Here is a 24,608-nt window from a genome sequence, read left to right as displayed (position 1 = left end):
GATTAATTTTCTATGATTATGGCTGCTGCTGTTTTGTCTTAAAGCTTTTATTTTTGTTCTGAATTAACTTTAACTATCTCAATATTAACATTTTGTATATTTACCGAAATATATAAACGCACAGAATTTCAGTGTAATTTTAAGAAAAAAATAATATGGCTATCATCTACAAAACCGACATTATACCTACTGCTGAGCAAATAATTGAACTATATGAAAATGCCGGGTTACCTCGCCCTACACACGATAGTGGAAGAATTGGCAAAATGTATGCAAATGCTAATCTGATAGTTTCTGCTTGGAAAAACGAAAAACTGATAGGCGTTTCTCGGTCTATTACTGATTGGGTATGGTGTTGTTACTTAGCCGATTTGGCTGTCAGAAAAGATTGTCAGGCATCAGGAATAGGGAAAGAATTAGTGAAGATTACTAAAGAAAAGGCCGGAGAACAATCAATGGTATTGTTACTATCGGTTCCTACGGCTATGGAATATTATCCGAAAATAGGTATGCAAAAGGTTGATAATGGCTTTATCATTTTCAGAGAAGAGTGATTTACCGCTTGGCATAGTTTTTTACAAAGACGCAATAATACCGCACGCAGCCTTAAAAAACATTAGACCATCTATAATAATAAGGTAGAAAAATATACTTCTTCTTGTCTGTAAAGCATAGGCTACGCTTATCATGGCTATAAACGGGAATACGTTGAAGATGAGCCTTGCCCGTGAAAATTGATTGAGTGTACCAAAAATCAGAAAGCTGATAAGCCCTGCTATGCTTAATGGAAGAATAATGCTGAATATGGTAAACCTGAGCCCCTTCTTTACGACAAAGGTCTTCAGGTTATGGTTAGAGTCGGTAGCGTAATCTTTAATATCAAACATAATACACAAGACCGACACAAACATAAAGTTTTTCAGTAGCAACCACCACCCTATCGGGCTAATTCCGTGCTCGCTCTGGTGTGTGATATTATAAAAAACAACAGGAACTATTGTAATAAGCCCGGCCCAGGTGAAGCCTATCACAAAAGGCTTGAGCCAACCTACTTTTCTTAGATTATACCTAGGTAAAAAACTAATACCATAATAAAGCACCGCCGCCAAAGGTGTAAGCAACAAAGGCAACAATTGCTTGATATGAATATGTATTAATTCTGAGAAATACGTATAGGCAATATAGGCACTTATGATAGCACTTATGGCTAAATTTATGAATTGGCTATAGCTTACAAAGCTTTTATTCTGAATATACCAATTAGTTCGTGGGTTTTTAGATGCTACTAAAGATGGGTCTGTTTGATAGGCTAACGTATAAAACCAAACTGTGAGTGTAAAAACGAGTATATAATAATAGGTATTATTGAGCGGATATTGCTGTTGTAAAGCCGCCTCTATGGAAAGTGCCACAGCACACACACCATAAAAATAGTTGCCAAAGAAAAATGCCTTTGTAATTGATTTAAACATCTACCCTATTTTAATTCTTATGCTAATGTATGGCTTCGCAATAAGTTTTCTATCACAATGTGTCCTTTTTTTAAGTGTGTGCTCAATTTCTTTTATTGTTGTTAATTTATTTGACTTACTGAATAACAACAAGAGGGAATATACCCTTTGGCACATTCCCTCTTGTTCATGATATACGCTTTGCAAAACTTATTATGAAGTCGGATAGCGTTTCATGATTTTATTTACACCTTTCTCAATCTGTCTATCAATTTTACGTACATTCAGTGCAGATGATATACTTCCCTGCCAAACCAGTTTATTGGTTTTAGCATCGATGGCATCAATCACCAAAGTACCTTCGGTATATGTGTAAGGTGCGTTATAGCCTCCACCCCAATAACCCATGTTATAGGGTACCAGCATTCTACCAATACGTGCATAGCCAATCATCGGATATGTCGGTCCGAAACTACCTCGTGTTGTTTGTTTTTCTGTGTCGGTATGGAATCTCAACAACAAATCAGGTTGCTTTGTGTTGATGCTCATACCTTTTTTCAATAAAATTCCATCAACATTTGCCTGAATATTCCTCGTAATCAGGTCATTATTATATTGCGGATTTCTTACCTGAATATCAGGCCGAACCCATGCAAATGTACGATAATCGCTGAAATTAGCAGTTGGGTCTTTATGTGTACTTACCTGTGCTTTTGCGCCTGAAATGCCTAGCCCAATCATCCCGATAAGCAAGGCTTTTTTTAATAGTCCTTTCATCTTATTTTATGCTTTAAATCTAGTCTTACCTTATAATTCTGACCACACAATATTAACGATATTGCGGCTAATTCCGTTTACAAAATCAGCGGCTTGATGTGTTAAATAGTGTTAAAATAATAAGCTATAAAAGACGATGGATAGCCATCTATTAGGAAGAAAAGTAGTCTAAATCTTAACTAAATTACTTTCAATTAAATCACTGATAAATTGATTATAAGCATCTTTCATAGGTAATTCAAAATTTACAGCCAGTACCTTTCGCTTAGTAAGTAGTTTCTGATTCGTTTAGGCTCAAACAAATAAAAACTAATAAATTCGTTTTAAAACTAAAATTTTAGTTTTAAATTTGTTTCTATTCTAAAAACCCCTATTATGTTAAAAATCTATCTAACTATCGTTTGGAGAACCTTACTTAAACATAAGTCTATTTCTCTAATCATGATTATCGGACTTTCATTAAGCATGGCTGCTTTTATGCTCATTAACCGATATGTGTTCGACGAACTCAGCTTTGATAAATTTCACCAGCATGCTGATAGAATTTATCGCATCCAATTAAATGATTATAAAAATAAAGTACTGACAAACAGCAGCGCTTTAGGCTATTATGCACAAGGTGTTGCTATTAAAGAATCAATACCCGATGTAGAAGACTTTGTGCGTGTACACCGTGCCGACGGTATGCTAAGCCATAGAAAACCTAATGGTGAGGTAGTAAGTTTTCAAGAAAAAAACGGCTTTTATGCCGATGCATCTTTCTTTAATATATTTTCATTTCCTTTAATAAAAGGCGCTGCTGACCAAGTACTGAAAAGTCCCGAGTCGGTAGTTGTGTCGGCATCTATGGCCAGAAAATATTTTGGTAACGAAAATCCCATCGGCAAAATACTTCAGCTTCAATCAGAGTGGCAAGGCGGTAATTATCTGGTAAGTGGCGTATTTGCTGATGTACCTGCCAATAGCCACTTTCACTTCGATTTTATTTTCTCTATACAAAACCTGCTTAAAAACGAACAGTTTGCCAATGGTGGCTGGTATTGGGCAAATTTCTATACTTATTTATTGCTAAAGCCCGAAGCTAAAGCAAAATCAGTAGAAGATCTCCTACCTAGCGTAATCGAAAAGCCGCTTGCTCGCATCTGGCAAAGATACAATATATCTCAAACCATGGCCTTACAAGCAATTACCGATATTCATCTGAATCCATTAAGTAATTCAGAGATAGAGCCCGGAGGCAATATTGAGATAATTTATGTACTGATAGTGGTTGCCATACTGATTCTTGTGATAGGCTTGCTCAATTATATAAATCTCTCAACCGTAATGGGCATGGAAAGAGCCAAAGAAGTGGGAGTCAGAAAAGCATTGGGCTCTGGCAAAGGGCAATTGATTGGGCAATTTTTATTCGAATCCTTTATTTTTAATTTTCTGGCATTAGCCATAGGTACAGGTTTGTTTCTGATTGCTACCAAATTTATTACGCAAGCCGATTTTACCATTCTTACTCAACCTGTATTTTATTTAACTATTCTAGGCGTATCATGCATAGGTTTTATTCTGTCAGGTTTTTATCCGGCATTTGTGTTGTCGTCGTTTAAACCAATAGCCGTTCTAAAAGGGCGTTTATCTACAAATGCATCAGGCAAATCGCTTCGTAAGGGTCTAGTTATTTTTCAGTTTTCAGCTTCTATCATACTCATTATTTCAACGATTGTTATCAATCAGCAGATAAATTTTATGCAAAAGCAGGATTTAGGCATGAGTATCGAACAAAAACTGATTATCAATACGCCTAGAGTACTAAGAACAGGAAGTTTCACCAATGACATAGCCTTTTTTAAAGATAGAATATTGGCTAACACAGGTGTGAAAAGCGTAACGGCTTCATCAGCTGTGCCGGGCAAAGAAATTTTCTGGACAGCAGAATTTCAGCGATTGCACCAAGATGCCGATAAGTTTACGCTTTGCCATGTAGTGGCTATTGACGAAGATTTTATTCCTGCCTATCAGATAAAATTGCTTGCCGGAAGAAACTTCACTAAAGAAATGATTTTAGACGATAATGCGATAGTGATTAACGAAACAGCTATGCGGGCTTTTGGTTTCTTAACGCCGGAGAGTGCTTTGAATAAGGAAATAGGCGATGTTTTACCCAAAAAGATTGTAGGTGTAGTAAAAGATTTTCATCAGGAATCGCTCAAAAGCAGTACACAACCTGTTGTATTTTATCATATCCCATGGAACAGTAATTTTATGACACTTAGCTTGCAAAACAAGGATATAAAGAACACGCTATTTATGATTGAGGAAATCTATAAAAATGCTTTCCCCAACAATGCCTTTGAATATTTTTTCCTTGATGCTTACTTTCAACAGCAATACGAATCAGACGAACGATTAGCCAAACTCTTTAACTGGTTTGCCGGCTTAGCAATTTATATTGCCTGTTTAGGTTTATTAGGCTTAGCTATGTTTACGGCTCGCAACCGTACTAAAGAAATTGGTGTCCGTAAAGTATTAGGGGCTACCGTAAGCAGTATTGTTATATTACTTTCGAAAGATTTTCTGAAACCTGTTTTTTGGGCAATGCTAATCGCCGCTCCCCTTGCGTGGTATGCTATTGATTGGTGGCTACAGAGCTTTGCTTATAGAATAGCTATTCAATGGTGGGTATTTGTTGTGGCGGGCCTAACGGCGGTTTTGATTGCGATACTGACCATTAGTTTCCATAGCATCAAATCAGCGCTGATGAACCCTGTAAAATCATTAAAAATAGAGTAAAAAGTCTCTAATAATAAGATGCTAAAGTCTAGTTTTCAGGCTTTAGCATCTCATCAGTAAAATGTTGTTTTTGCTTAGGTTTGGCAAACTTATCTTCATTATAGGTTTTAGAATTACCTCTAGGTATAGAAAGAGAATCCCAACTGTTATCACAAAGCATTTTGCCGATAAACACAATCTGTCCGATATGATATGGATAATGTGCCAATTGTCGATTAATAGCCTCAATAACCGAATGCCCTTGATTACGGATATAAATTTCTTTGCTCAAATCTTCGTCCGTCAATCCATCTAAGGCTTTAAAAAGGCAATTCCAACCCTCATTCCATTTATTGAGTAACTCTTCTCTGGTTTTTATATCGTTTTCAAATTCTTCATCTCGCTTGCGCCATTCTTTCTCACCATCACTTGTCAAGAAATCTGTCCAGCGAGAAAGCATATTGCCCCACAAGTGTTTTACAATCATGGCAATGCTATTACTTTCTTCGTTATACAGCCAGAACAATTGTTCGTCTGATACTTGAGCAAAAGTTTTTTCACCAAGCATTTTGTAGTATTCAAATTGTTTGCGGATACTGCTGAGGTAATCGGTCATGAAGTATTTTTTATGTATTCGCTGCTAATGTGTAAATTGGAAATATGTCTCCCATATCATGCTCTCCAATCATAAACATAAATCCTTTTTTAGCATTAATAGTTTTAAAAATTCCTTTTTGTCCTAATTCATAGAACACTTCGTTCAATATAACAAAGCCATAGAAAACATATACTTTCTGTATTTCCTCAAAACCAATTTCTTCACTTAGCGTACTATCTGGATTATGCTGCCAACTAAGCTTTTCTAATTCATCGAAAAAATTTAAAGTAATGCCCGGCATTGCATAAAAGCCTTCTGCAAAGTCGTAATCATCTATATAAAAACTTTTCGTGTGCAACTTAAAATTCTCCCAAGCCACTATTCCATAAGCATCAGCTTGAACATCTTTTTGACGGAAATAATTATATTCAAAAAGTATTGAATAAACTACTTCGTTAGGATTAATTCCTTTTTCTGGATTAATCCACCAATCTTTTAAATGCACTTCTATTTCATGAGCTACTTTAGCCTTATAAGCACCTATATCAAATTTCTCTAGAGATTCATATAAATCACTAAAGGCAGAGTGTACATTTTTCAATCCTAAAAATTTAGCCTTGTAGCTATTATATTGTGCTTTAAGGTATTGTCCGATTTTTAGATTAGGGTCGCTAATATCTCCCACTTTCAGTGAAGTCTGAGATTCTAAATAGCCCTTTTTTTGTTTTTCTTTAATTAATTTAATACTATCAGAAATACATAATTCAATTGATTCGAATAGTTTCTCTTTAATTGTTCCCAAAGACCCAACTCTGCCAAAACTTATGATTTGTTTATTACCTATTATTTCTATTTGCCAGAATTTATGAGAGACACTATCTTGAAAAGTAAAGTATTTAGTCATTTTTAGTCGATGTTATTAATTAAATAGAGAACTCAAAACTTAATCTTCAACCCAAATTCTTTTTTCATGGTTAACAATGCTTCGGCATTACCTCGGGCATCATCTACCGGATTATGCGTATGAGCCGTTTGTCGCAGATGCTTAAAGGTCTTGAAAGTATCTCGCTCGATACCCTTGTATAAACTCCCTAAATTCTGCGAACTAAAACCAAAAGGATTTGCACCTGTAAAATGATGAAAATACCAACAGATAAACATCCAGTCGAAACCGTTATTATCGCTGATAAATATCGGTCTGTCTTTACAGGTATCCTTTATCCATTGCGCAAAATCTGTAATTACCTGTGCCGGCTCTTCAAAAGCTAAAGTTTCTTCTCGTGTATAACCCGAAACAGCCAAAGCCTCTGGAATGAATTTATCTGATATAGGTTTTAATTTACCATAAAAAGTTTTATCAAGCTGCTCATTAACCAGAACAGCCCCAAATGAAATCATAGAGTAATCGCCCGGAATCGGGCCATCGCTCTCTATATCAACCATTATATATGCCATAGGTTTATCGCTCTTTTATTAATAACACCCAAAGAAGAACCCTCTTATCACAACATTATCATCAGTGTGTAAAATTAAATGTTTTCTATTATCCTCATAGAATTTACTCTAAAAATGCATCGAAAAATAAAATTTAGCCCTCTCTTGAAATAGTAGCTTTTTTTGTGTATATATTTAAAGCTTAATTTACTAACCTTAGTTGCATCATGAAAAAAACACTACCATTGCTGTTATTGTTAATACTATGCCTGAAAAACAACTCTTTGCTTGCTCAAGAAAAACTCACAGATTTATTCACAAGCCCTGCCCTTACAAATGTTAACGCACTAAGCAGCGAAACCAAACAGTTTGTCGATAATTTAGCAAGTGCCCGGCTGCTGGCAATCAACAAGCCTATCCATAGTGTGCTGCTAAATAAAAAAAATGCTTATCAAATAAATATTCCTACACAAAACAGAGGCAATTTAGAATTAGAATTAAGCCCGGCTAATATCACGTCTGCTGATTTTAAACTAAAAACACAAGATGGTGACATACCATTTACTTTACCAACTTTCTATTGGGGTAAAGTAGTAGGTGCCGAAAAATCGTTTGTTGCACTTACTGTGACAGATAATGGGATTGAAGGTATAATTGAGGCCGATAATTATAAGTTTACTTTAGGAAAAATAAAAGGCCAGAATACCGATTTACATATTGTATACGAAACCAACGATATACCGATTGATACACCTATAGAAACACATGAGCCAATTGGTGTAGAAGAGAACACGGTAAAACAGATTGATAAAGTATTACCTGATAATTCTGGTAATAACCCGATAAATAATGCTGAGAATGGTTGTAGAATAATTCGTATATATATGGAGGCAGACTACCAGACCTATCTGGATTTAGGTAGTAATACAACAAATGTGCTTAATTATGTTACGGCAATATTTAACAACGTAGCAAAACTTTACATGAACGAAGGTGTAAGTATTGTTTTATCAAAATTATCCATCTGGACAACAGCAGACCGTTACAGAGGAGCTAATAATAGCCAGCAAGCACTATATATATTTGATGATTATTCTTTCACCGATGGTGATATTGCACACTTGATAAGTACAAGAGGTTTAGGTGGAGGAATAGCCTATTATTATATCAATTCGCCATCGGTTTACGGTGGAATGACCACACGAGCCGTATTTAAAGACTGCTCAAAAAGTGCAGCTTATGGCGTAAGTGGTAGTTTATGGACGAGTGTTGTAAATATACCTACTTATTCGTGGAATGTGAATGTGATAGCGCATGAGTTAGGGCATAATTTTGGTTTACCTCATACGCACTCCTGCACATGGCCGGGCGGAGCAATTGATAATTGTGGCCCTTCTTATGGTTATTATGAGGGTTCGTGTAACCCACCTAGTATTCCTTCTAATACTGGTACAGTTATGAGTTATTGTCATCTCAACTTTGGAATGAACTTTGCCTATGGATTTGGCCCTAAACCCGGCGATAAAATGAGAGCCGAGGTTGCTGCAGCAGGTTGTTTAGGTCAAACAACTCTTACCCCTCCTACCACAACAGCAAACAGCAGATGTGGCACTGGAACCGTAACGTTAAATGCATCAGGTTGTACAGGAGGTACACTAAATTGGTATGCATCATCGGCAGGTACTACTATCATAAATACAGGCACGAGTTTCACTACACCCACACTCACTTCAAATGCTACTTACTATGTTGATTGTACTGTTCGGGTTTGTTCATCGAGCAGAATTTCAGTTACAGCTACTATTACTTCTACACCTGTTGCACCAACAACTACTTCAAGAAGCAGATGTGGTACAGGTACAGTAACACTTAGTGCCGCCGGTTGTGCCGGAGGAACAATTCACTGGTATGGTGGTGCTACAGGGGGCAGTTCATTAGGCACAGGTACAAGTTTTATTACACCAACCATTTCAGAAAATGCCACCTACTATGTAGGTTGTACTGTTGGCTCTTGCGCCTCAGCCTCCAGAACTAGTGTAGTTGCTACCGTTACTACGGCTCCTACTGCACCAACAACCACTCCAGCAAGTAGATGTGGAACTGGTACAGTAATCCTAAATGCAGGTGGCTGTATAGGCGGAACAATTAACTGGTATACTGCTTCTACCGGAGGTACTTCTGTAGGCACAGGTACAAGTTTTACCACACCTAGTATTTCTGGTAATACTACTTATTATGTTGCTTGTACTGTTGGGTCTTGCACATCAACTACCAGAACAAGTGTTATTGCCAGTATTACTGCTCTCCCTGCCATACCAACAGTAAGCGACAAAAACAGATGTGGAGCAGGCACTTTAGTTTTAACTGCAACGGGTTGCTCTGGAGGCACTATTAACTGGTATGCAGCTTCAACAGGAGGAACTACGATAGCTACAGGTGGTAGTTTTACAACCCCGAGTCTCTCGGCAACAACTACCTATTATACTGCTTGTACAGTAGGTTCTTGCACATCGGCCAGAACTGCTGTAAAAGCTATTATTGGTACAAATCCGGCAGCACCTACACTTACTGATAAAAGCAGATGTGGAACGGGTACGGTGGTCTTAACTGCTACCGGCTGTAGTGGTGGTACAATCAATTGGTATTCGGCATCATCAGGTGGGAGTTCTTTGGGTGTCGGTGGGAGTTTTACAACCCCAAGCCTTTCGGCTTCAACTACTTATTACGCAGGCTGTACCGTCGGAACCTGTACATCTACCAGAGCATCGGTTATTGCTACAATTAATATAAACCTTGCTTTTGGCAAAATCAACCAGAGTGCCGGAACATACGCAAGTTCTCAGACCATCACAAGTGCTGCTAATGTAGGTAATCCTACCAGCTATTCTGCCGGAAAATCCATTACCCTTTCTCCAGGATTCCAGGCTGGCACTAACGAAACATTTACTGCCCGAATACAAAACTGTCAATAAAATTTATATCGGGGCTTTGAGGTAAAATCAAAGCCCCGAAAAATACTCAGTCCTTGGTTAGTGCTGAGAGACCAGAATCTCTTCATACTTAAACAATATATAAATTCCCTCCATCGATACACCTTTTTCTACATACCTGAAACCATGCTTTTCATAAAAAGCTACTGCACTTGTATTGTTCTCAAGGCATTTAAGTCTTACCGGAAATTTCAGTTTTTCGAGTATTGCGTTCAAAAGCGCCGTTCCAACACCTTGTTTTTGATAAATGGCATCAACATATAGGTGATGTATAAAGTTATCGGGCATATAGGCCGAAACAAAGCCTGCTAGTTTATTGCCAACATAAGCTACCAATATAAATTCATCTATTGTATCGGTATCGAAATCAGCTAGTTGATAATGACTGGTATCAAACCATGCAAAAGTTGCCTGTCGAACATTCAAATATAACTCTCGCAAGGCAGGTAAATCATTTGATTGTAATGTTGTAATTCTTACTGTCAAAATACTACTTGTTTGGTTGCTAAAAGGGGTGATTAAGTGTAGGGCAAATCTATTATGCTTTTATTAATTTGCCAAATGTGATATATCAAGACCATAACAAGGATGGCAAAATAAGCGTACTTTTTCGTTTTTATTTATTTTTCGTATATTAGCTACCCAAAAACACACAACAAAACATGCACGAAGAAGCACTGAAAGAAATAGCCCGCCAGCTTAGACAACCTCATGGAGAACATGCCACAGAAGTAGGCGACAGAATGAATAAGGGGAATCAGGAGATGAACCTTTTAGCCATAAACATGCTCAATGCACAAGCCAACGATGTGATTCTTGAAATAGGAATGGGCAATGGTTTCTTTGTAAAAGATATTCTGGCTCTGGCACCTGCCATTCATTATATCGGTTGTGATTTTTCGGAAGAAATGGTAAAAGCTGCAATTACTTATAATAAAGAATTGATTGATAATAGTCAGGCTAAATTCTTTCTGGCTCCTGCCGACCAGTTGCCTTTCGAACTACCTACTTTTAATAAAGCTCTAACAGTAAATACGCTTTATTTCTGGGATAATCCTATTTTGGTTTTAGATGAAATAAAACGGGTTTTAAAGCCCGATGGGCAATTCTTTATAGCTATACGGCCTAAAGAAATTATGGAGCAATATCCATTTACTCAATATGGTTTCACAATGTATAATAAAGCCGAATTACTCACGCTACTTTCGGAGAATGGCTTTAAAATAATCCAGATTTCAGAAGAACAAGAACCCGACCAAGAGATAAATGGAGAAACCGTAAAAGTTGCTTCTCTAATTGTTTGTGCCGAGAGGGCGTAGAAGAATCCATATCTGTATATTCTTTATTTAAAGAGCATCTTAAAAAGTGCTCTTTAAATAAATTCTCCTTCATACCCCCCCATAAAAAAATATATAAATCTGGTGTAATCATTAAACTTAAGGTATCATTAATAGTCTAAAATGAGTGTTCTTGTCGCTATCACTCTTGTACAAAACTAAATCATCCTTAATATTATGAAACAGCTGATTACCGCAACCCTGTTGTTTGTAATTATTACTTTTTTCTCTTGCCAGACTAATGAGCCCTCTGCAGACACTTACGATTTCTCAGCGGTTGATGCCTTTATAGAACAAAACGCTTCCGTGTATGCCAATCAGGTAATTGTGCTTGTATCTCAAAACGGAAAAATGATTTACCAAAAACAGCACCAGCTTACCGCTAACGACGCCCGTCCCATTGCCTCTGCAAGCAAATGGCTCTCGGGTGCAGTTATTATGTCGCTGGTTGATGAGGGTAAACTTTCACTCAATGATAGTGTTGGTAAATACCTCCCTATTTTTACTCAGCACCACAAAGGGAATATCACTATCAGGCAATTGTTTTCACACACATCAGGCTTTCCGGGTGATTCTCCGCAAGGTTACGAATACAGGCCAACTCTCTCACTTGCTGAGGCTGTCGATTCACTGGCTGTTCGTACAGCTATGCTGCATACGCCCGGCACAGTGTTTAACTACGGCAGCATAGGCATGCATATTGCAGGAAGAATAGCCGAAATTGTATCGGGCAAATCATGGCAGGCGCTTTTTAACGAGAAAATTGCAACACCCTGCAATATGTCTGTTGCCTATCTTCCAATCCGAAATCCGATTATAGCCGGAGGTGGCTTTACATCTGCCGGCGACTACCTGCATTTTCTCGAAATGATAGTCAACAAAGGTATGTATGGTTCTAACCGGGTATTGAGCGAAAACGCCATTGCCGAAATGCTTAAAGACCAAACCAATAATGCCCGAATTGAAGGCACGCCTTATCTGACAAATCCATATTCAGCCTACAAAAATACCAACATCAGGTATGGCATAGGTAACTGGCTTGATGTAGTAGATAACAGTGGTAAAGTGCTGGAATCGAGCAGCCCGGGGCTTTTCGGAACGCATCCTTGGCAAGACAGTAAGAATAATCTGGCAGGTATTATATTCACTAAAACTGACCCTCAGATTAGTAATCAGATAAGTCTGCAAATCAGAGAAAAAATAAGGAATATTGTAGAACAAAAGAACAATTAATCAACCTTTGGAATTCAGAAATACCCTCAAAACATAAACAGCTTATGGCACTGCCATAAGCTGTTTATATTATTTAAACCTGTAAATCACTATTAGTTCGGATAACCCGGATTCTGTGGTTTAAGGTTCGGATTGTTCAACATCTCTTGTCTTCCAAGTGGCAACAATAAGTGTTTCTCAGCCAATGTTCTATTCGAACTTAGGTTTACGTGTCCTACAAAGTTATCGAAACCGTTAGTTTGTTCGTTGTAAACTTTTCTCAAACGTACCATGTCAAACCAAGTGATACCTTCGTAGCATAGTTCATGCCAACGCTCTTTCCATACAGCCTCTCTGAAAGAAGCTTGCGAATAAGAACCTAATTCAGGCGTAGTTAACTTCGCTCTGTCTCTGATTCTCTTGAAAGCATCGTAAGCCGCTTGTGTAGGGCCACCAACTTCGTTTTGTGCTTCTGCATAAATCAACAATACTTCAGCATAACGAATCAAAGGTACGTTCAGATTGTTGAGACGTGTACCTGCTACACCCGGGCTTCCGTTTGCAGTCATGTTGAAGTGCTTGAAGATATAAGGAGCACCTAACTCAAACGGAGCACCACTACCATTGGTATAGTAGCTTGTATAGAAATATCCCTCTTGGTCTTTCGCACGAAGGTCGCCTTTTTCATACGAGTTGTAGAACTGAATAGTAGGTACTGTACTACCTGTACCTGATGGACCATTGTATGTAACCGGTTTAAAGTTAGGATACATGTTATCCATAGGGTTTGATGCTACCAATGTGTTGTACTGAATCATGAAGATATGCTCAACAACATTTTTCAAGCTTTCCTTGTGTACATCGTAGTAAGTAGGAAAAAGATTGATGCTTGCAGGGTTAGCATTTGCATAAGTAATTACTTCAAATGCTTTATCTGCTGCAAGTTTATAATGTGCAGCACCTTTGTTCAGCGGGAAACCAGCCATTGTCAAATAAACTTTCGACAACAATGATTTTACAGCCGCCTGAGAAACACGTCCGTTTGAGTTCATCCAAGGTAAGCCAGCACCTTCAGCCGCAGTTAGGTCTTCTACAATTAGTTTGTAGATATCTTCTTGCGAAGCACGTGCAGGTCTGAAATCTTCTGAAGAAGCTGTTTGCGGTTTAGTAACCAATGGCGCATCGCCCCAAAGTCTTACGATATAAAAGTATGCCCATGCACGAAGGAATTTTGCTTCACCCAAAATTTTGTTTTTCTGAGCAGCATCCATAGGCGTAATAGGCGGAACTTTCTCAAGTACTTGGTTGGCTTGTGCTACTATTTTGTACAAACCGTTCCAGTAGTTAACTACGTGTTGCGTATTACCGTCATATACCAGACCATACAAGTTGTTAAGGTCTGAGTTCTGAGCGGTTTCAGTAGTAGAAGTACCAGTAATGGCTTCTAACAATTGCCAGTTCGATGAAAAGATTCCGGCACCTTCACCCATGAAACGCATATCAGCGTAAACAGCTGCAATAGCCGCTTCAGCGTGGTCAGGTATGGTATAGAAACTAGTCGGTGTTAAGTTCGAAGGAGCATTCTCCTTAAGGAAATCGGAGCAGCCTACAGAGCCAAAGAACATTGCTCCGAAGACGAATATTTTACTAAATGTTTTTGTTATATTCAATTTCATAATCGAAAGTTCTTTAAATTAATTAAAATGCAATCTGTAAACCTGCCATATAAGTTGTTGGTTTCGGATAGTTGTGCCACATCATACCTTGTGAGAATGCACTGCTACCATCACCTTGGTTGGTTGGAGTAACTTCTGGGTCGCCAATAATCTTATCTGTTACTAACAAGAAGAAGTTCTGAGCAGAAGCATATACTCTCAAACGGCTAAGTTTTAGTTTGCTGGTTACGCTACTTGGGAAGTTATAACCTAACAATAGGTTTCTACCACGTAGGAAAGAACCATCTTTAATCCAATGTGAGTCAACGTTTGTAACGTATCCTGCTCTTGTGTCACGTATTTGTGCAATAGGTGTATTCTGGTTAGTTGGTGTCCAGGCATTTAATACAGATGTGTAGCTGTTGGCAAGTGCCTGGCGGTCTTCACTAGCATGAAGGTTCATCATCATTACATCGTTTCCGTAAGAATATTGCAATTCCAATGTTAAATCGAAGTTGTTATAACGGAATGAGTTGGTGAAAGCACCCCAAGCCAATGGGCTACCATTACCAATAATAGAGCGGTCAGCATCAGTAATTGCTTTATCACCATTTACGTCAAGGTATTTAATATCACCCGGTAACATAGTCAAACCGTTTCTGTAGCTAGTGTATTTTGCAGCTTCTTCTCTTTCTGCTTCGCTCCATACACCCAAACGAGTTAAACCCCAGAATGAACCAACTGGCTCACCTATACGAATAATGTTCGTTTGGTTTGTAAAGTTAGGACCACCCACCCCGAAAATATCAGATGGCGTTGCCAACGAAAGAACCTTGTTACGGTTCATCGAAATGTTAAAGTTACTTGTCCATTGGAAACCAGCTCTTTCAATGTTTACAGTATTGATACCTAATTCAATACCTTGGTTTTGCATTGAACCTACGTTTCTTCTGATAGTTGCATAACCACTTGTACGCGGTACTGGTGCATCCAATAACATGTCAGTTGTTTTTCTGTAATAGTAATCTGCTTCGATCGAGATTCTACCTTTAAACAAACCAATTTCAACACCTACATCACTTTGTGCAGTTTTTTCCCATTTCAAATCAGGGTTAGCCAAACGAGTAATACCTGTACCTGATACTCTTACATCGTTGAAAACAGTAGCATAAGTAGAGCTCAAAAGAGACAACGAAGAGTATGCAGGAATTTCAGAGTTACCTGTTAAACCAAAGCTGGCACGTAATTTCAAGTTAGAGATTACAGAGTTAGTTTTCATAAACTCTTCATCTGATACTTTCCATGCTACGGCAGCAGATGGGAAGAATGCAAATTTGTGGTTTTCACCGAATTTCGATGAACCATCGGCACGTCCTGTAACAGTGAACAAGTACTTGTTACGGAAAGCATAGTTGATACGACCAAAGTATGAGTTAAATGCATTTCTTGAGGCATCAGACTCAACTTGTGGATTTGTACTACCTGCACCTAAGTTATTAAAACCAAAGTAGTCGGTTGCGAAACCACGTACAAGTGCAGCAATTCTAAAGAAGTTTGTTTCTTGCCACGAAAGACCCGCTAAAGCTGTCAATGAGTGATTTTCGTTGAACTGCTTGGTATAAGTCAAATAGTTTTCTAATGACCAGAAACCCTCTTTTCTGTTACGTGCTGATGCTGTACCTTGTGCACCAATCTCCAATGTTCTTGTGCTTGACTCGTTTTGTTCTTGAGTCATTACGTTGATACCAAGTACCGTACGCATTTCAAGACCTTTAGCAAAGGTAATATTTGAGTACAAGCTACCTGTGGTAGTTTGTGTGTTCAGAATATACTTACGACCCATCAAGCGGTGCACTGAGCTCATTGTACCTTCAGCAAACGGATAATCTCTGTTGTTGGCATAAGTACCATCAGCATATTTTACAGGCAAAAACGGGAAATCCTCTACAATTTGTCTTGCTACTGCATCATTAATATCAACAAGTCTTTCTGTTTGGTTGTTGTAAGCCAAAGTACCACCAATTTTCAACCATGATTTAACCTGATCATCAACCGTGAAACGAGCTGAATAACGTTGCAGATATGAAGTTTTGATTAAACCTTGGTCATCACGGTAACCTAACGAAAGTGAATATTGTGTACGCTCGTTACCTCCGCTAATACCTAACTGATGGTTTTGCGAAAGTTTGTTTTGCGTAGTTTCTTTAAACCAGTCTGTATCATATAACGGGTTACCTTGTGCATCAAAAATTCTTGGGTCTGTACGACGCAATTTAGGATTAAGGTATGCCCATCTGCCTGCTGCCCAACCTACTGGGTCAAATTTTTCCATGTTAGCCCATGCAAGGTCTTCAGTAGCAAGATATTCCTTCGCATTCAATACACGTGGTCTGTTCGGGCCAATTGTGTTCACGCTTAGGTCGGTGCTATAAGTTACCGTGCTTTGGCCTGCTTTTCCCTTTTTGGTTGTAACCAAGATTACACCATTGGCACCTCTGGCACCATAGATAGCAGTAGAAGATGCATCTTTCAATACCTCTACCGATACGATATCATCTGGGCTGATGTAGTCAATAGCCGAGCTGAATTGTGCCTGATTTCCTTGTGGAAGCATTACACCATCAACCACATATAATGGGTTGTTTGAAGAGTTGATTGAGCTAAAGCCACGAATACGGATATTTGCTCTACCACCCGGACGACCAGAGTTAGTATTAACCTGTACACCGGCCATTCTGCCCGATAAAGCCTGGTTAAGAGAAGCCGTAGGGCGTTCTTTCAACTGTGCTTCTCTTACACTACCAACGGCACCGGTTAAGTCAGATTTTTTCAACGTACCATAACCAATTACAACGGTTTCGTTCAAAGTTGTTGAAGAAGCTGTTAACGCTGCATTGATTTCTGTTTGATTACCAACTACCACTTCTTGTGTTTCATAACCAATGTAAGAGAATACAAGCGTAGCGCCACTAGCTACACTAATTGTAAACGCACCATCGCCATCTGTAATTACACCTTTTGTTGTTCCTTTCACACCAACGGTTACTCCGGGCATACCAGAGTTATCACTGGCATCAGTCACCTTGCCTTTGACTTGTCGCTCTTGCGCGTAGATTATGCTCAAACTTGCAAAAAGCAGGAGCATACTCAATAGGTACTTTTTTGTCATAATAGAATTGAGGTTTAGAAAAAAAATATAAAATTAACTTTAGAGGGTCAAAGATTCAGATAAAAGCATAGATGCTCTTATTCAATGTAGAACTTAGCGTTCTGGTAGATACCAAAGTCATTAGGTTAAGGCTTTGCATTTGTGTTATTTAGTTCGGGGCTTATAATTTGCCCGTAAAACAACATAAAATGTCAGCAAAATGCAATATTGTTTATTAAAAAAATTTCTATTGGTACGATATTTATTAAAAAATATTAAAAAAACATGATTAAACGTTAGCACTTTAAATTCTGAACTAAAACTAAAAGACAGGATATACTAAAAAGCTGTTGACTAAGAAATATCGGCAGCCCAAATTTAATAGGTTTTGAAATAGTCTGCTAAATAGCTTTCTAAAAACACATACTCAAATAAATATTATACCATTAGGCTCATTTTATCGACAAGTAGGTTAATAATTATTTGCTAATCATTTTTTGCTATTAATCGGCAGTAGACGCCGAAGGTATTCAAAGGTACTATAATAGAAGTATTTTACAATGCAAAAGCCGTTTAGCTAAATAGTTTAGCTAAACGGCTTAAAGAACTTTTCAGGTCAGATCAGTATCCACATCCGCCTATATATGCCCTAAATATACTTCCGCTTTGAGCCTCAAAACCAGCTTGCAATGTAATTGAATTTCCTGCATTCATGGTTACACTTGATGCCGACAAAACTCTGGTTGGGGTATTAATTTGGGTTACAATAGTAGTGGCGGCATCATATTTACCTGCCAGAATATTCCCTGATATTGTCCGGCTATCCGGGCAGGTGTTTCCAGTTTCCTGAATCAGTATGTTATCCAGATATAGCCTGTTACCATAGCCACCTACATCTTCAAAAACAAGTTGAACTGTTCGCCCGGCAAAAGAAGATAAATTAACGGTTTCTTTTCGCCATTGATTACAGGCGGCGGGGATAAACACCGAAGTCTGGTCGGGTACAGTAGCCAACGCGCTTCCGGCTTTATCATACACCAATTGCTGAGTACCGTTGCACGTTACAACCCATACTCTTAAACGGTCGGCTCTGCTGGCATTGTAGCGTGCGTAAGCTACATCAAAAGTAAGCGTGGCTACATCCATATTCGATAAATCAATTACTCTTCTCAAGCGGTCTATTCTTCCGGTATTATCAGCAGCATGGTTATCAATCATAGCCGAATTAGCATTACAGGAGGTGTTTGTAGTAGTCCAGGCAACAGCATCGTTATTAAGATTTTCGTTCATCCAGCTAGCCAGATTCGATACAAACTGCTCATTGACAGGCTCGGCAATATGCTTAGTGGGGTCGTTCGGATAAGCGTCATAAATATCCTTCACACCATCGTTATCTGTATCTATCATTTTTATGTGATTCAGCAAAGTGCTAAGTGCCTGTGGCGCATTAGTAGGCGAAGGTTGCCCTGCCTGGTTTAGTGTACTTTCACCGTGGCACGATGTACAGGTTCTTACTTCGCCCGGAATGGCACTTAACCATAAACGTTCACGTACAATGCCTTTGTTGTTTTCGTCGGTTAGTTGCCACGTAATGGCGCGCTTGGCTGGTACTACCATAGCTACCGAGCCATCGGCATGAATATTGGCACTGCCTTGTGCGCCTGTAGAAGGCATATTGTATAACATAGCTGTTGGGTCGTGCAAAAACTGAGCAATTCCTCTTCTGCCTGCCCTTGGCGAATCAATTCCCCCGATGCCCCTAATCTGGTCGGCCTGCAAAAACTGCATGTGTTTTACTTCATATAATGGTGTAGGGTAGCTCGGATTAACGGTTTGATGGGCACTACCCGATACTTTCAGATTAAAAGGTTGTTGTTCGTCTTCATCATCACGGCTTGTTACGTCACGGATAGCCAGCACAGCCAGGTTGTTTCGGCGAAGAAACTTTCTGAAATCATGCAGGTTAACTCCGGCAGCAGTAAAAAGTGCCTGCTCTGAAGGAGCTACCGTAGCAGGGTTGGTAGTTGGCGTAGCTGGGCGAGGTCTTGCCCGCACTTCAACCGGATATGTTTCCCACAATACACCGCTGAAAGTCATCATTATATCAGGATTCCACCACGATACTGTCTTTGAAATACCTGCGCCAGTAAGTGCAGTATTGTTAGCTACAAAATACCCACTTGCGGTAGAATCTAACAAACGGATACGGTAATTGTATCGGCTGATATGAGCCGTTGGTGTTCCGATATTAGCATCATATCTGGGCGATTGTGAATGAGAGGCTATCAGGCGGCCATCAGTAAGCGGAATCGGATTACGATACATACCCGAATGGTTAGGTGATGGTGGGTTATTATCGTCAGGCGTACGGGTTGCCGGATGTGTAATATACTGAAACGTTATTTGTTCAGGGTGCATACCGGGTGCAGCGTGTACCTTTACTACCATGCCCGAGCCATGCGTACCAAACTCAGGAGCTTCTATGCCATAATACACGCCGGGGTTAGTAACAGACTCATGAATATGAAACATACCACGAATAGGCGTTGGGCTGATAGGCGTATAAAAATCGTGCAAGTTGGGGTCATTAGTAAAATTCTGTGTCATGTAGTTTCCCATTTCATGCCTGCCCAAGTGGTTGAGTATTTCCAGTTCGGTACCATCTTCATTCATCATCCAGGGGTTAAATATGTTGAAGTTCTGCGGATTGGTATTGGCCCATTGCGGTAGTGCCAATAAATCATCACGGCCGGGGCGTGGCTCTGGAAAAACTTCGATTTCGGGGGCATTAGCAGTTTTAATAGCTACGGCTGTTTCATCCGAAAAATTGAATGTACCATATATAGGGGCTTCGGTGGCATCGGCATCAGCCTGCTGGTCACGTTGTAGGTGATCCCAGCGGGTAAATATCACACGCCCCGCGTTGTCGATAAAAGGTGTAAAATCGCCTGATGGTGAGTGAGTAAGCATCTGTAAACCATCGGCCATAGAGCAGGCTTTGGGGTCAAGCCGCCAGATACCCGTTACAATCGGCGAAGACTCGTACTCATCATGCTGTGGGTACAAATGAGCCTCACCATTTCTAGGGCGGTCTGAGATAAACAAGATGCGGTCGTCAGTACCATAAATAGGTTGCACATTATTATAGTTAGCTGGTTGATTAGGCACTTTAGTAATTACAGGAGTTTCGTTTTCTCCTAAACCCGTAATCTCGTAAAGCTGCCAGTAATAGGTATTTAACTGATACTGAGCCGTAGCCGAACCAATTACCATACTGAACAGCGCCTTTGTGCCGTCCCAGTGTACAGAAGGGTCACGCACAGCAATTGATGTAGCCCCCTGCATGCCGGTTTGCCCATAACCCGCTGTTTGCGTAAGGTTTTTGAGTGTCCCGTTTGGGTAACGAATGTAGAGGTCGCCACCTCTTGGCGCAGCCGAAGTGCTACCAAGATGATTACCAAAAGTTTCAAGCGAAGTACCAAAGCCATCGGGCTCAGGTATTTGCGTACAAAACAGTATCGGATTCGGCAATGTTTGTGCTTTAAGCAGCAAAGTATAAAAAAATAACAGGCTAAACGTAAAAATTCTTTTCATGGCTTATTTTATTGAATGCTTAGGAAAAATCGGTATCAATTTTACTGTTTTTGTACGAAGTTTTTCAATAAATACCCCTTATTCATGCTGGTTTTTTACTGAGTGGTAAGTATTGAAAAAACGTATCCACTCAAAAAACTTTTTGTACTGCTTTATACAAACAATAATTCACTAAAAACAGCTAACTCACTGGTTTTCAGAACCTTTATTTAAACTAAGGCCTTTGTAAAAATTGCAGACTCATTATTTTTTCATGGCTGAATTTTTAGCCAAAGGAACAATATCTGCTATAAAAAAACAATCACGGTAAACCGTGATTTAAGATTTCCTTGACACCCACCCCTCATAGTCTTCTTAAAGAAGCTAACCTTACCCCAAACAAACAAAAAATGGCACAAAGTAGGGTATCTCATACTTTTATCGCCTAAAAAGGCCTGAAGATAAATAAGACGCAATAAGTGCATATATACCAAAACTCCCGAGTTCATAATCAACTCGGGAGTTTTATATTTTAATTGTCTCTTTAACCGAATAAATAGGTTTAAGGTATAAATTTGTTGTTGTTAAAGAATCATACTTAAATTCACGACTTAAAAACAAAGACTTATAAATGAAAATCCTGAAAATCTGCTTCTTGTTATTTCTTCCATTGATTAGTCTTGGGCAAAATACCCATTCGATAAGTAATAGTAAACCTTTCGTATTGGGGCGCATCGATGAAATACAATCAGTTCAATTATCCGAAAAAAGGATACTGAATATTTATCTTCCTGAGGGGTACAACCAAGAAGACACAACCCGTTACGCTGTTGTTTACTTGCTCGATGGCTCGCAAGACGAAGATTTTATTCATGTAACGGGTTTGTATCAGTTCAATACATTCTCCTGGATTAATCGTGTGCCCAAATCAATTGTTGTAGGTATTGCCAATGTTGATAGACGAAGAGACTTCACCTACCCTACTACAATTCAGAAAGACAAGGATAGATTTAAAACTGCCGGAAAATCAGATAAGTTTATAGGCTTTATCGAGAAAGAATTACAACCTTATATCGAGAAAAACTATAAAGTAAATAATTCTAAAACAATTATCGGGCAGTCCTTAGGCGGTTTGCTGGCTACAGAAATCTTATTAAAAAAGCCTACATTATTCAACCAATACATCATTATCAGCCCCAGCATCTGGTGGGATAATGGCTCTTTACTAAACTTTGATTCAGCTGTATTACAAGAAAATTTCAGCCAAGCTACTAAAGTTTATATAGGTGTTGGCAAAGAAGGCTTAACCCCAACAGAAATTCCGAGAGTAATGGAAGTAGATGCAAACTTACTTGTGGAAAAGCTCAATAAAACCAAAAGTAAAAATCTGAAAATCTATTTCGATTATCTGCCGGCAGAAGACCATGCTACCGTTACACATCAGGCAATTTTTAATGCGCTCAGGTTACTGAATCCTACTCCTGCAAACGATTAATGGGGATAAACATTTATTTGCCTAAGAATTTCATTATATAATCGTTAATCTCTTTTCGTTGGCGTTCATTTGCATCGTTATCCATGTGGTTGTGTATAGTATCAGGCAGTTTAATAACAGTTATTCCTAGCTTTTTCTGTTCTTCTTCTGTGGGTAGCACATCTTCGTCAGCAGGTTGGTCGCTTGAGCGCAACGAATAAACCAGAGGTCTTTTAGTTCGGGGTAAAGCTACTCTACGGTTATCTAAGGTAATAATTTTGCTGACTAAACCTGGATATTTTTGCCCAAATAAAGCCGTCATATCGCCACCATTTGAGTGCCCAATTAAAATTACATGCTTGTAGTCAAGGGATGGGTGAGTCTTTTTGATTTCGTTCAGTACAAATAAAATATTTGCTACACCTCGCTCCCAATTAGAGCGTCGCACAATCTGTGGTTTGCCTGTCATGGGCAACAGGCTATCAGTAGGCAATTCGTGTTGGATACTGGCTACAAAATACCCGTTTGCTGCTAAATTCTCATTAATGTAAGAGTACTCCAAATTAGCCCTGCCCACATTTGCATCATAACCATGACTAAATATCACTAATGGCTGACTCTTAATTTTTTTGTTTGTTTCAGGTGTATAAAAAGCTACAGGAATAACACGATTACGAGATTTATCGAGCCAACGAACACTATCTAACTTTACGCCAGACTGGGCAAGTACTTTTGTTTGTGAATTGAATAAGCAAATAAATGCAAAAAGAAGGCTCAGGATTTGTGAGTTGCGAGTGGTTTTCATCAGTATTATAATTAAGCACGTTTTTGATGATGCAATTTACTGAAAAACAATAAACCGATTCTTATTCATCAGATACAAAAATTGCCTGTTGTAAAAGGGATTTTGAAATGAATGACATGGTATCGCATATAACTCAGATTTTTTGACTGGATAGAATTTATTTGCTTAATTAATATTAAAACACCTATATCTTTTACGCATCTATAGCTCACCAATTGAGGTTCTGAATTTACCTTTCATTTCAGCTACCAGATTAAAACCAGAAATGATAAGTTTAGGGTTATAAAACAAAAAATCCTACCGCTTAAATCGATAGGATTCTCTAATATATAACAAATATCTTATTATCGTTTATTTGAAGTATTAATGCCAATCACAGAATAGATAGGACAAAAACTTACAAGACTGGTAACTAAGGTGATACTGGCTAATGCTACAGCTAAAATGCCCCATATTCCATTTAGTACATCGGTATAGTAAAGGCTGATTACAATGAGCGTAACAATTACCCGAATGACACGGTCGATTCTGCCAAGGTTTTTCATGTTAAGATAGTTTAGATTCTATGATTATTTAGCTAAGTTTCCTATTACTGCTTATCTCCATCTTTTTTACTGGGCATAAAAAAACCTTTCAGCACATCGCCTGCCACAAAACCAAAGTATGCTCCGATAGGAATCATTGTTTGCCATTGAGATTTAAGCGGGCACGTACCTGTAATACATCCTATTTCTTTCCAGTATAAATACCCTCCAATGGCGCCTATACCTGTACCTATCCACGCTAAAAACTTTACATATTTCATGTCTTTACCTGTTTAGCTCCTTCGTTTGTATCTTCTGTTAGAATTAATATCGCAGCCATTTGGGCCACAACCAAAGTTTAATACAGCCTGAATTAGCAATAAAACACCAATAATACTTAAAATTATCTGATTTTCAGCAATAGACATGAAAATTATCACTAAACCAGCCACCAACCTTACAATTCGGAGCAAATCCCAGTTTTTAAGTAATGTATTCATCTTCTTTATTTTTTAAAGTGGAAAACTTCCTATACCTCCCGAAAGATTATAGACATCTTTAAAGCCAAGGCTTGCCATATATTTACAGGCCTGTGCACTGCGGTTACCGCTTCGGCAATAAATCAGATAAGTTTTATGTGGGTCAAGTTTCGCTATTTTAGCATGAAAATCAGCCCCCATTATATCTATATTAATAGCTCCTTTTATTGCACCTTGACGGTATTCGCCTGCCGTACGCACATCAAGCAATACAGAATCTTTATTATCAGTCAGCATCTGTTTAAAGGCCTGACCCGCCAAATCTTGGTACTGTTTCTTAGTTTTAAAAAAATCGAACATTTCTATGTTGTTTAAAATGATTAATGAT

Annotated in this window: 20 protein-coding genes; 6 read left to right on the top strand and 14 right to left on the bottom strand. The window is 38.7% G+C overall.

Annotation, left to right across the window (positions count from 1 at the left end; translation table 11 throughout):
* Window positions 1-155: 155 nt before the first annotated feature.
* Window positions 156-554 (top strand): GNAT family N-acetyltransferase, encoded by a 399-nt coding sequence (locus WAE64_RS04575; protein ID WP_340235046.1) that lies wholly within the window; start codon window positions 156-158, stop codon window positions 552-554.
* A 21-nt stretch (window positions 555-575) separates the two neighbouring features.
* On the opposite strand, the gene WAE64_RS04570 is transcribed toward WAE64_RS04575, so the two are convergent.
* Together WAE64_RS04570 and WAE64_RS04565 are read right to left on the bottom strand one after the other, a co-directional pair.
* Window positions 576-1,472: a UbiA prenyltransferase family protein gene (locus tag WAE64_RS04570; protein ID WP_340235045.1), complete on the bottom strand. Its 897-nt coding sequence runs from the start codon at window positions 1,470-1,472 to the stop codon at window positions 576-578.
* A gap of 192 nt (window positions 1,473-1,664) precedes the next feature.
* Window positions 1,665-2,228 carry a DUF4136 domain-containing protein gene (locus tag WAE64_RS04565; protein ID WP_340235044.1) on the bottom strand — a complete coding sequence of 188 codons (564 nt, stop codon included), beginning with the start codon at window positions 2,226-2,228 and terminating at the stop codon, window positions 1,665-1,667.
* Window positions 2,229-2,603: 375 nt separating this feature from the next.
* Here WAE64_RS04565 and WAE64_RS04560 point away from each other — a divergent pair, with 375 nt between their 5' ends.
* A complete protein-coding gene (locus WAE64_RS04560; protein WP_340235043.1) occupies window positions 2,604-5,012 on the top strand; it encodes an ABC transporter permease in 2,409 nt (802 codons plus the stop codon).
* Window positions 5,013-5,040: 28 nt separating this feature from the next.
* On the opposite strand, the gene WAE64_RS04555 is transcribed toward WAE64_RS04560, so the two are convergent.
* Genes WAE64_RS04555 through WAE64_RS04545 form a run of 3 tightly spaced genes read right to left on the bottom strand, consistent with a single transcriptional unit; the run spans window position 5,041 to window position 7,044 of the window.
* Window positions 5,041-5,607, bottom strand: coding sequence for a DUF1572 domain-containing protein (locus WAE64_RS04555; protein WP_340235042.1), 567 nt, complete (start codon window positions 5,605-5,607; stop codon window positions 5,041-5,043).
* Between the two features lie 10 nt (window positions 5,608-5,617).
* The gene (locus WAE64_RS04550; RefSeq protein WP_340235041.1) at window positions 5,618-6,493 is read right to left on the bottom strand and encodes a WGR domain-containing protein; all 876 of its coding nucleotides are present in this window, start codon (window positions 6,491-6,493) and stop codon (window positions 5,618-5,620) included.
* 32 nt (window positions 6,494-6,525) lie between these two features.
* A complete protein-coding gene (locus WAE64_RS04545; protein ID WP_340235040.1) occupies window positions 6,526-7,044 on the bottom strand; it encodes a 3'-5' exoribonuclease domain-containing protein in 519 nt (172 codons plus the stop codon).
* A 206-nt stretch (window positions 7,045-7,250) separates the two neighbouring features.
* Between WAE64_RS04545 and WAE64_RS04540 the strand changes: the two genes are divergently transcribed.
* A complete protein-coding gene (locus WAE64_RS04540; RefSeq protein ID WP_340235039.1) occupies window positions 7,251-9,995 on the top strand; it encodes an Ig-like domain-containing protein in 2,745 nt (914 codons plus the stop codon).
* Window positions 9,996-10,052: 57 nt separating this feature from the next.
* Here the strand turns inward: WAE64_RS04540 and WAE64_RS04535 are convergent, their stop codons facing one another.
* A complete protein-coding gene (locus tag WAE64_RS04535; protein WP_340235038.1) occupies window positions 10,053-10,499 on the bottom strand; it encodes a GNAT family N-acetyltransferase in 447 nt (148 codons plus the stop codon).
* Window positions 10,500-10,675: 176 nt separating this feature from the next.
* Between WAE64_RS04535 and WAE64_RS04530 the strand changes: the two genes are divergently transcribed.
* Both WAE64_RS04530 and WAE64_RS04525 read left to right on the top strand, forming a co-directional pair.
* Entirely contained in the window at window positions 10,676-11,332 is a 657-nt protein-coding gene (locus WAE64_RS04530; protein WP_340235037.1) for a class I SAM-dependent methyltransferase, read from the top strand.
* A 195-nt stretch (window positions 11,333-11,527) separates the two neighbouring features.
* On the top strand, window positions 11,528-12,583 hold the full coding sequence (locus WAE64_RS04525) for a serine hydrolase domain-containing protein (RefSeq protein WP_340235036.1): 1,056 nt from the start codon (window positions 11,528-11,530) through the stop codon (window positions 12,581-12,583).
* Window positions 12,584-12,675: 92 nt separating this feature from the next.
* Here the strand turns inward: WAE64_RS04525 and WAE64_RS04520 are convergent, their stop codons facing one another.
* The 3 genes from WAE64_RS04520 to WAE64_RS04510 form a co-directional block, all read right to left on the bottom strand.
* Window positions 12,676-14,187 (bottom strand): RagB/SusD family nutrient uptake outer membrane protein, encoded by a 1,512-nt coding sequence (locus WAE64_RS04520; protein WP_379976965.1) that lies wholly within the window; start codon window positions 14,185-14,187, stop codon window positions 12,676-12,678.
* A gap of 73 nt (window positions 14,188-14,260) precedes the next feature.
* On the bottom strand, window positions 14,261-17,362 hold the full coding sequence (locus WAE64_RS04515) for a SusC/RagA family TonB-linked outer membrane protein (protein ID WP_340235288.1): 3,102 nt from the start codon (window positions 17,360-17,362) through the stop codon (window positions 14,261-14,263).
* Window positions 17,363-17,986: 624 nt separating this feature from the next.
* Window positions 17,987-20,959 (bottom strand): 3-coathanger stack domain-containing protein, encoded by a 2,973-nt coding sequence (locus WAE64_RS04510; protein ID WP_340235034.1) that lies wholly within the window; start codon window positions 20,957-20,959, stop codon window positions 17,987-17,989.
* Between the two features lie 610 nt (window positions 20,960-21,569).
* Between WAE64_RS04510 and WAE64_RS04505 the strand changes: the two genes are divergently transcribed.
* Window positions 21,570-22,433 (top strand): alpha/beta hydrolase, encoded by an 864-nt coding sequence (locus WAE64_RS04505; RefSeq protein ID WP_340235033.1) that lies wholly within the window; start codon window positions 21,570-21,572, stop codon window positions 22,431-22,433.
* Window positions 22,434-22,446: 13 nt separating this feature from the next.
* Here WAE64_RS04505 and WAE64_RS04500 read toward each other — a convergent pair whose 3' ends face one another.
* From WAE64_RS04500 to WAE64_RS04480, 5 genes are all read right to left on the bottom strand, one after another.
* Complete coding sequence (locus WAE64_RS04500; protein ID WP_340235032.1) at window positions 22,447-23,217, bottom strand: serine aminopeptidase domain-containing protein; 771 nt, start codon at window positions 23,215-23,217, stop codon at window positions 22,447-22,449.
* Between the two features lie 344 nt (window positions 23,218-23,561).
* Window positions 23,562-23,762, bottom strand: coding sequence for a YgaP family membrane protein (locus WAE64_RS04495; protein WP_340235031.1), 201 nt, complete (start codon window positions 23,760-23,762; stop codon window positions 23,562-23,564).
* A gap of 44 nt (window positions 23,763-23,806) precedes the next feature.
* Window positions 23,807-24,022: a hypothetical protein gene (locus tag WAE64_RS04490; RefSeq protein WP_340235030.1), complete on the bottom strand. Its 216-nt coding sequence runs from the start codon at window positions 24,020-24,022 to the stop codon at window positions 23,807-23,809.
* A gap of 12 nt (window positions 24,023-24,034) precedes the next feature.
* Window positions 24,035-24,241: a YgaP-like transmembrane domain gene (locus tag WAE64_RS04485; protein WP_340235029.1), complete on the bottom strand. Its 207-nt coding sequence runs from the start codon at window positions 24,239-24,241 to the stop codon at window positions 24,035-24,037.
* A 12-nt stretch (window positions 24,242-24,253) separates the two neighbouring features.
* A complete protein-coding gene (locus tag WAE64_RS04480; protein ID WP_340235028.1) occupies window positions 24,254-24,580 on the bottom strand; it encodes a rhodanese-like domain-containing protein in 327 nt (108 codons plus the stop codon).
* Between the last annotated feature and the right edge of the window lie 28 nt (window positions 24,581-24,608).

The sequence above is a fragment of the Emticicia soli genome (genome assembly GCF_037860775.1).
Lineage (GTDB): Bacteria > Bacteroidota > Bacteroidia > Cytophagales > Spirosomataceae > Emticicia > Emticicia soli.
This window is presented reverse-complemented; position numbering and strand designations above follow the sequence as displayed.

Bases quoted from the DNA above. Each gene is read 5' to 3' on its own strand.
- WAE64_RS04525 (WP_340235036.1), top strand. From the start codon at position 11,528: ATGAAACAGCTGATTACCGCAACCCTGTTGTTTGTAATTATTACTTTT.
- WAE64_RS04560 (WP_340235043.1), top strand. From the start codon at position 2,604: ATGTTAAAAATCTATCTAACTATCGTTTGGAGAACCTTACTTAAACAT.
- WAE64_RS04545 (WP_340235040.1), bottom strand. From the start codon at position 7,044: ATGGCATATATAATGGTTGATATAGAGAGCGATGGCCCGATTCCGGGC.
- WAE64_RS04505 (WP_340235033.1), top strand. From the start codon at position 21,570: ATGAAAATCCTGAAAATCTGCTTCTTGTTATTTCTTCCATTGATTAGT.
- WAE64_RS04530 (WP_340235037.1), top strand. From the start codon at position 10,676: ATGCACGAAGAAGCACTGAAAGAAATAGCCCGCCAGCTTAGACAACCT.
- WAE64_RS04520 (WP_379976965.1), bottom strand. From the start codon at position 14,187: ATGTTCTTTGGCTCTGTAGGCTGCTCCGATTTCCTTAAGGAGAATGCT.
- WAE64_RS04480 (WP_340235028.1), bottom strand. From the start codon at position 24,580: ATGTTCGATTTTTTTAAAACTAAGAAACAGTACCAAGATTTGGCGGGT.
- WAE64_RS04515 (WP_340235288.1), bottom strand. From the start codon at position 17,362: ATGCTCCTGCTTTTTGCAAGTTTGAGCATAATCTACGCGCAAGAGCGA.
- WAE64_RS04510 (WP_340235034.1), bottom strand. From the start codon at position 20,959: ATGAAAAGAATTTTTACGTTTAGCCTGTTATTTTTTTATACTTTGCTG.
- WAE64_RS04485 (WP_340235029.1), bottom strand. From the start codon at position 24,241: ATGAATACATTACTTAAAAACTGGGATTTGCTCCGAATTGTAAGGTTG.
- WAE64_RS04500 (WP_340235032.1), bottom strand. From the start codon at position 23,217: ATGAAAACCACTCGCAACTCACAAATCCTGAGCCTTCTTTTTGCATTT.
- WAE64_RS04570 (WP_340235045.1), bottom strand. From the start codon at position 1,472: ATGTTTAAATCAATTACAAAGGCATTTTTCTTTGGCAACTATTTTTAT.
- WAE64_RS04495 (WP_340235031.1), bottom strand. From the start codon at position 23,762: ATGAAAAACCTTGGCAGAATCGACCGTGTCATTCGGGTAATTGTTACG.
- WAE64_RS04540 (WP_340235039.1), top strand. From the start codon at position 7,251: ATGAAAAAAACACTACCATTGCTGTTATTGTTAATACTATGCCTGAAA.
- WAE64_RS04490 (WP_340235030.1), bottom strand. From the start codon at position 24,022: ATGAAATATGTAAAGTTTTTAGCGTGGATAGGTACAGGTATAGGCGCC.
- WAE64_RS04565 (WP_340235044.1), bottom strand. From the start codon at position 2,228: ATGAAAGGACTATTAAAAAAAGCCTTGCTTATCGGGATGATTGGGCTA.
- WAE64_RS04575 (WP_340235046.1), top strand. From the start codon at position 156: ATGGCTATCATCTACAAAACCGACATTATACCTACTGCTGAGCAAATA.
- WAE64_RS04555 (WP_340235042.1), bottom strand. From the start codon at position 5,607: ATGACCGATTACCTCAGCAGTATCCGCAAACAATTTGAATACTACAAA.
- WAE64_RS04550 (WP_340235041.1), bottom strand. From the start codon at position 6,493: ATGACTAAATACTTTACTTTTCAAGATAGTGTCTCTCATAAATTCTGG.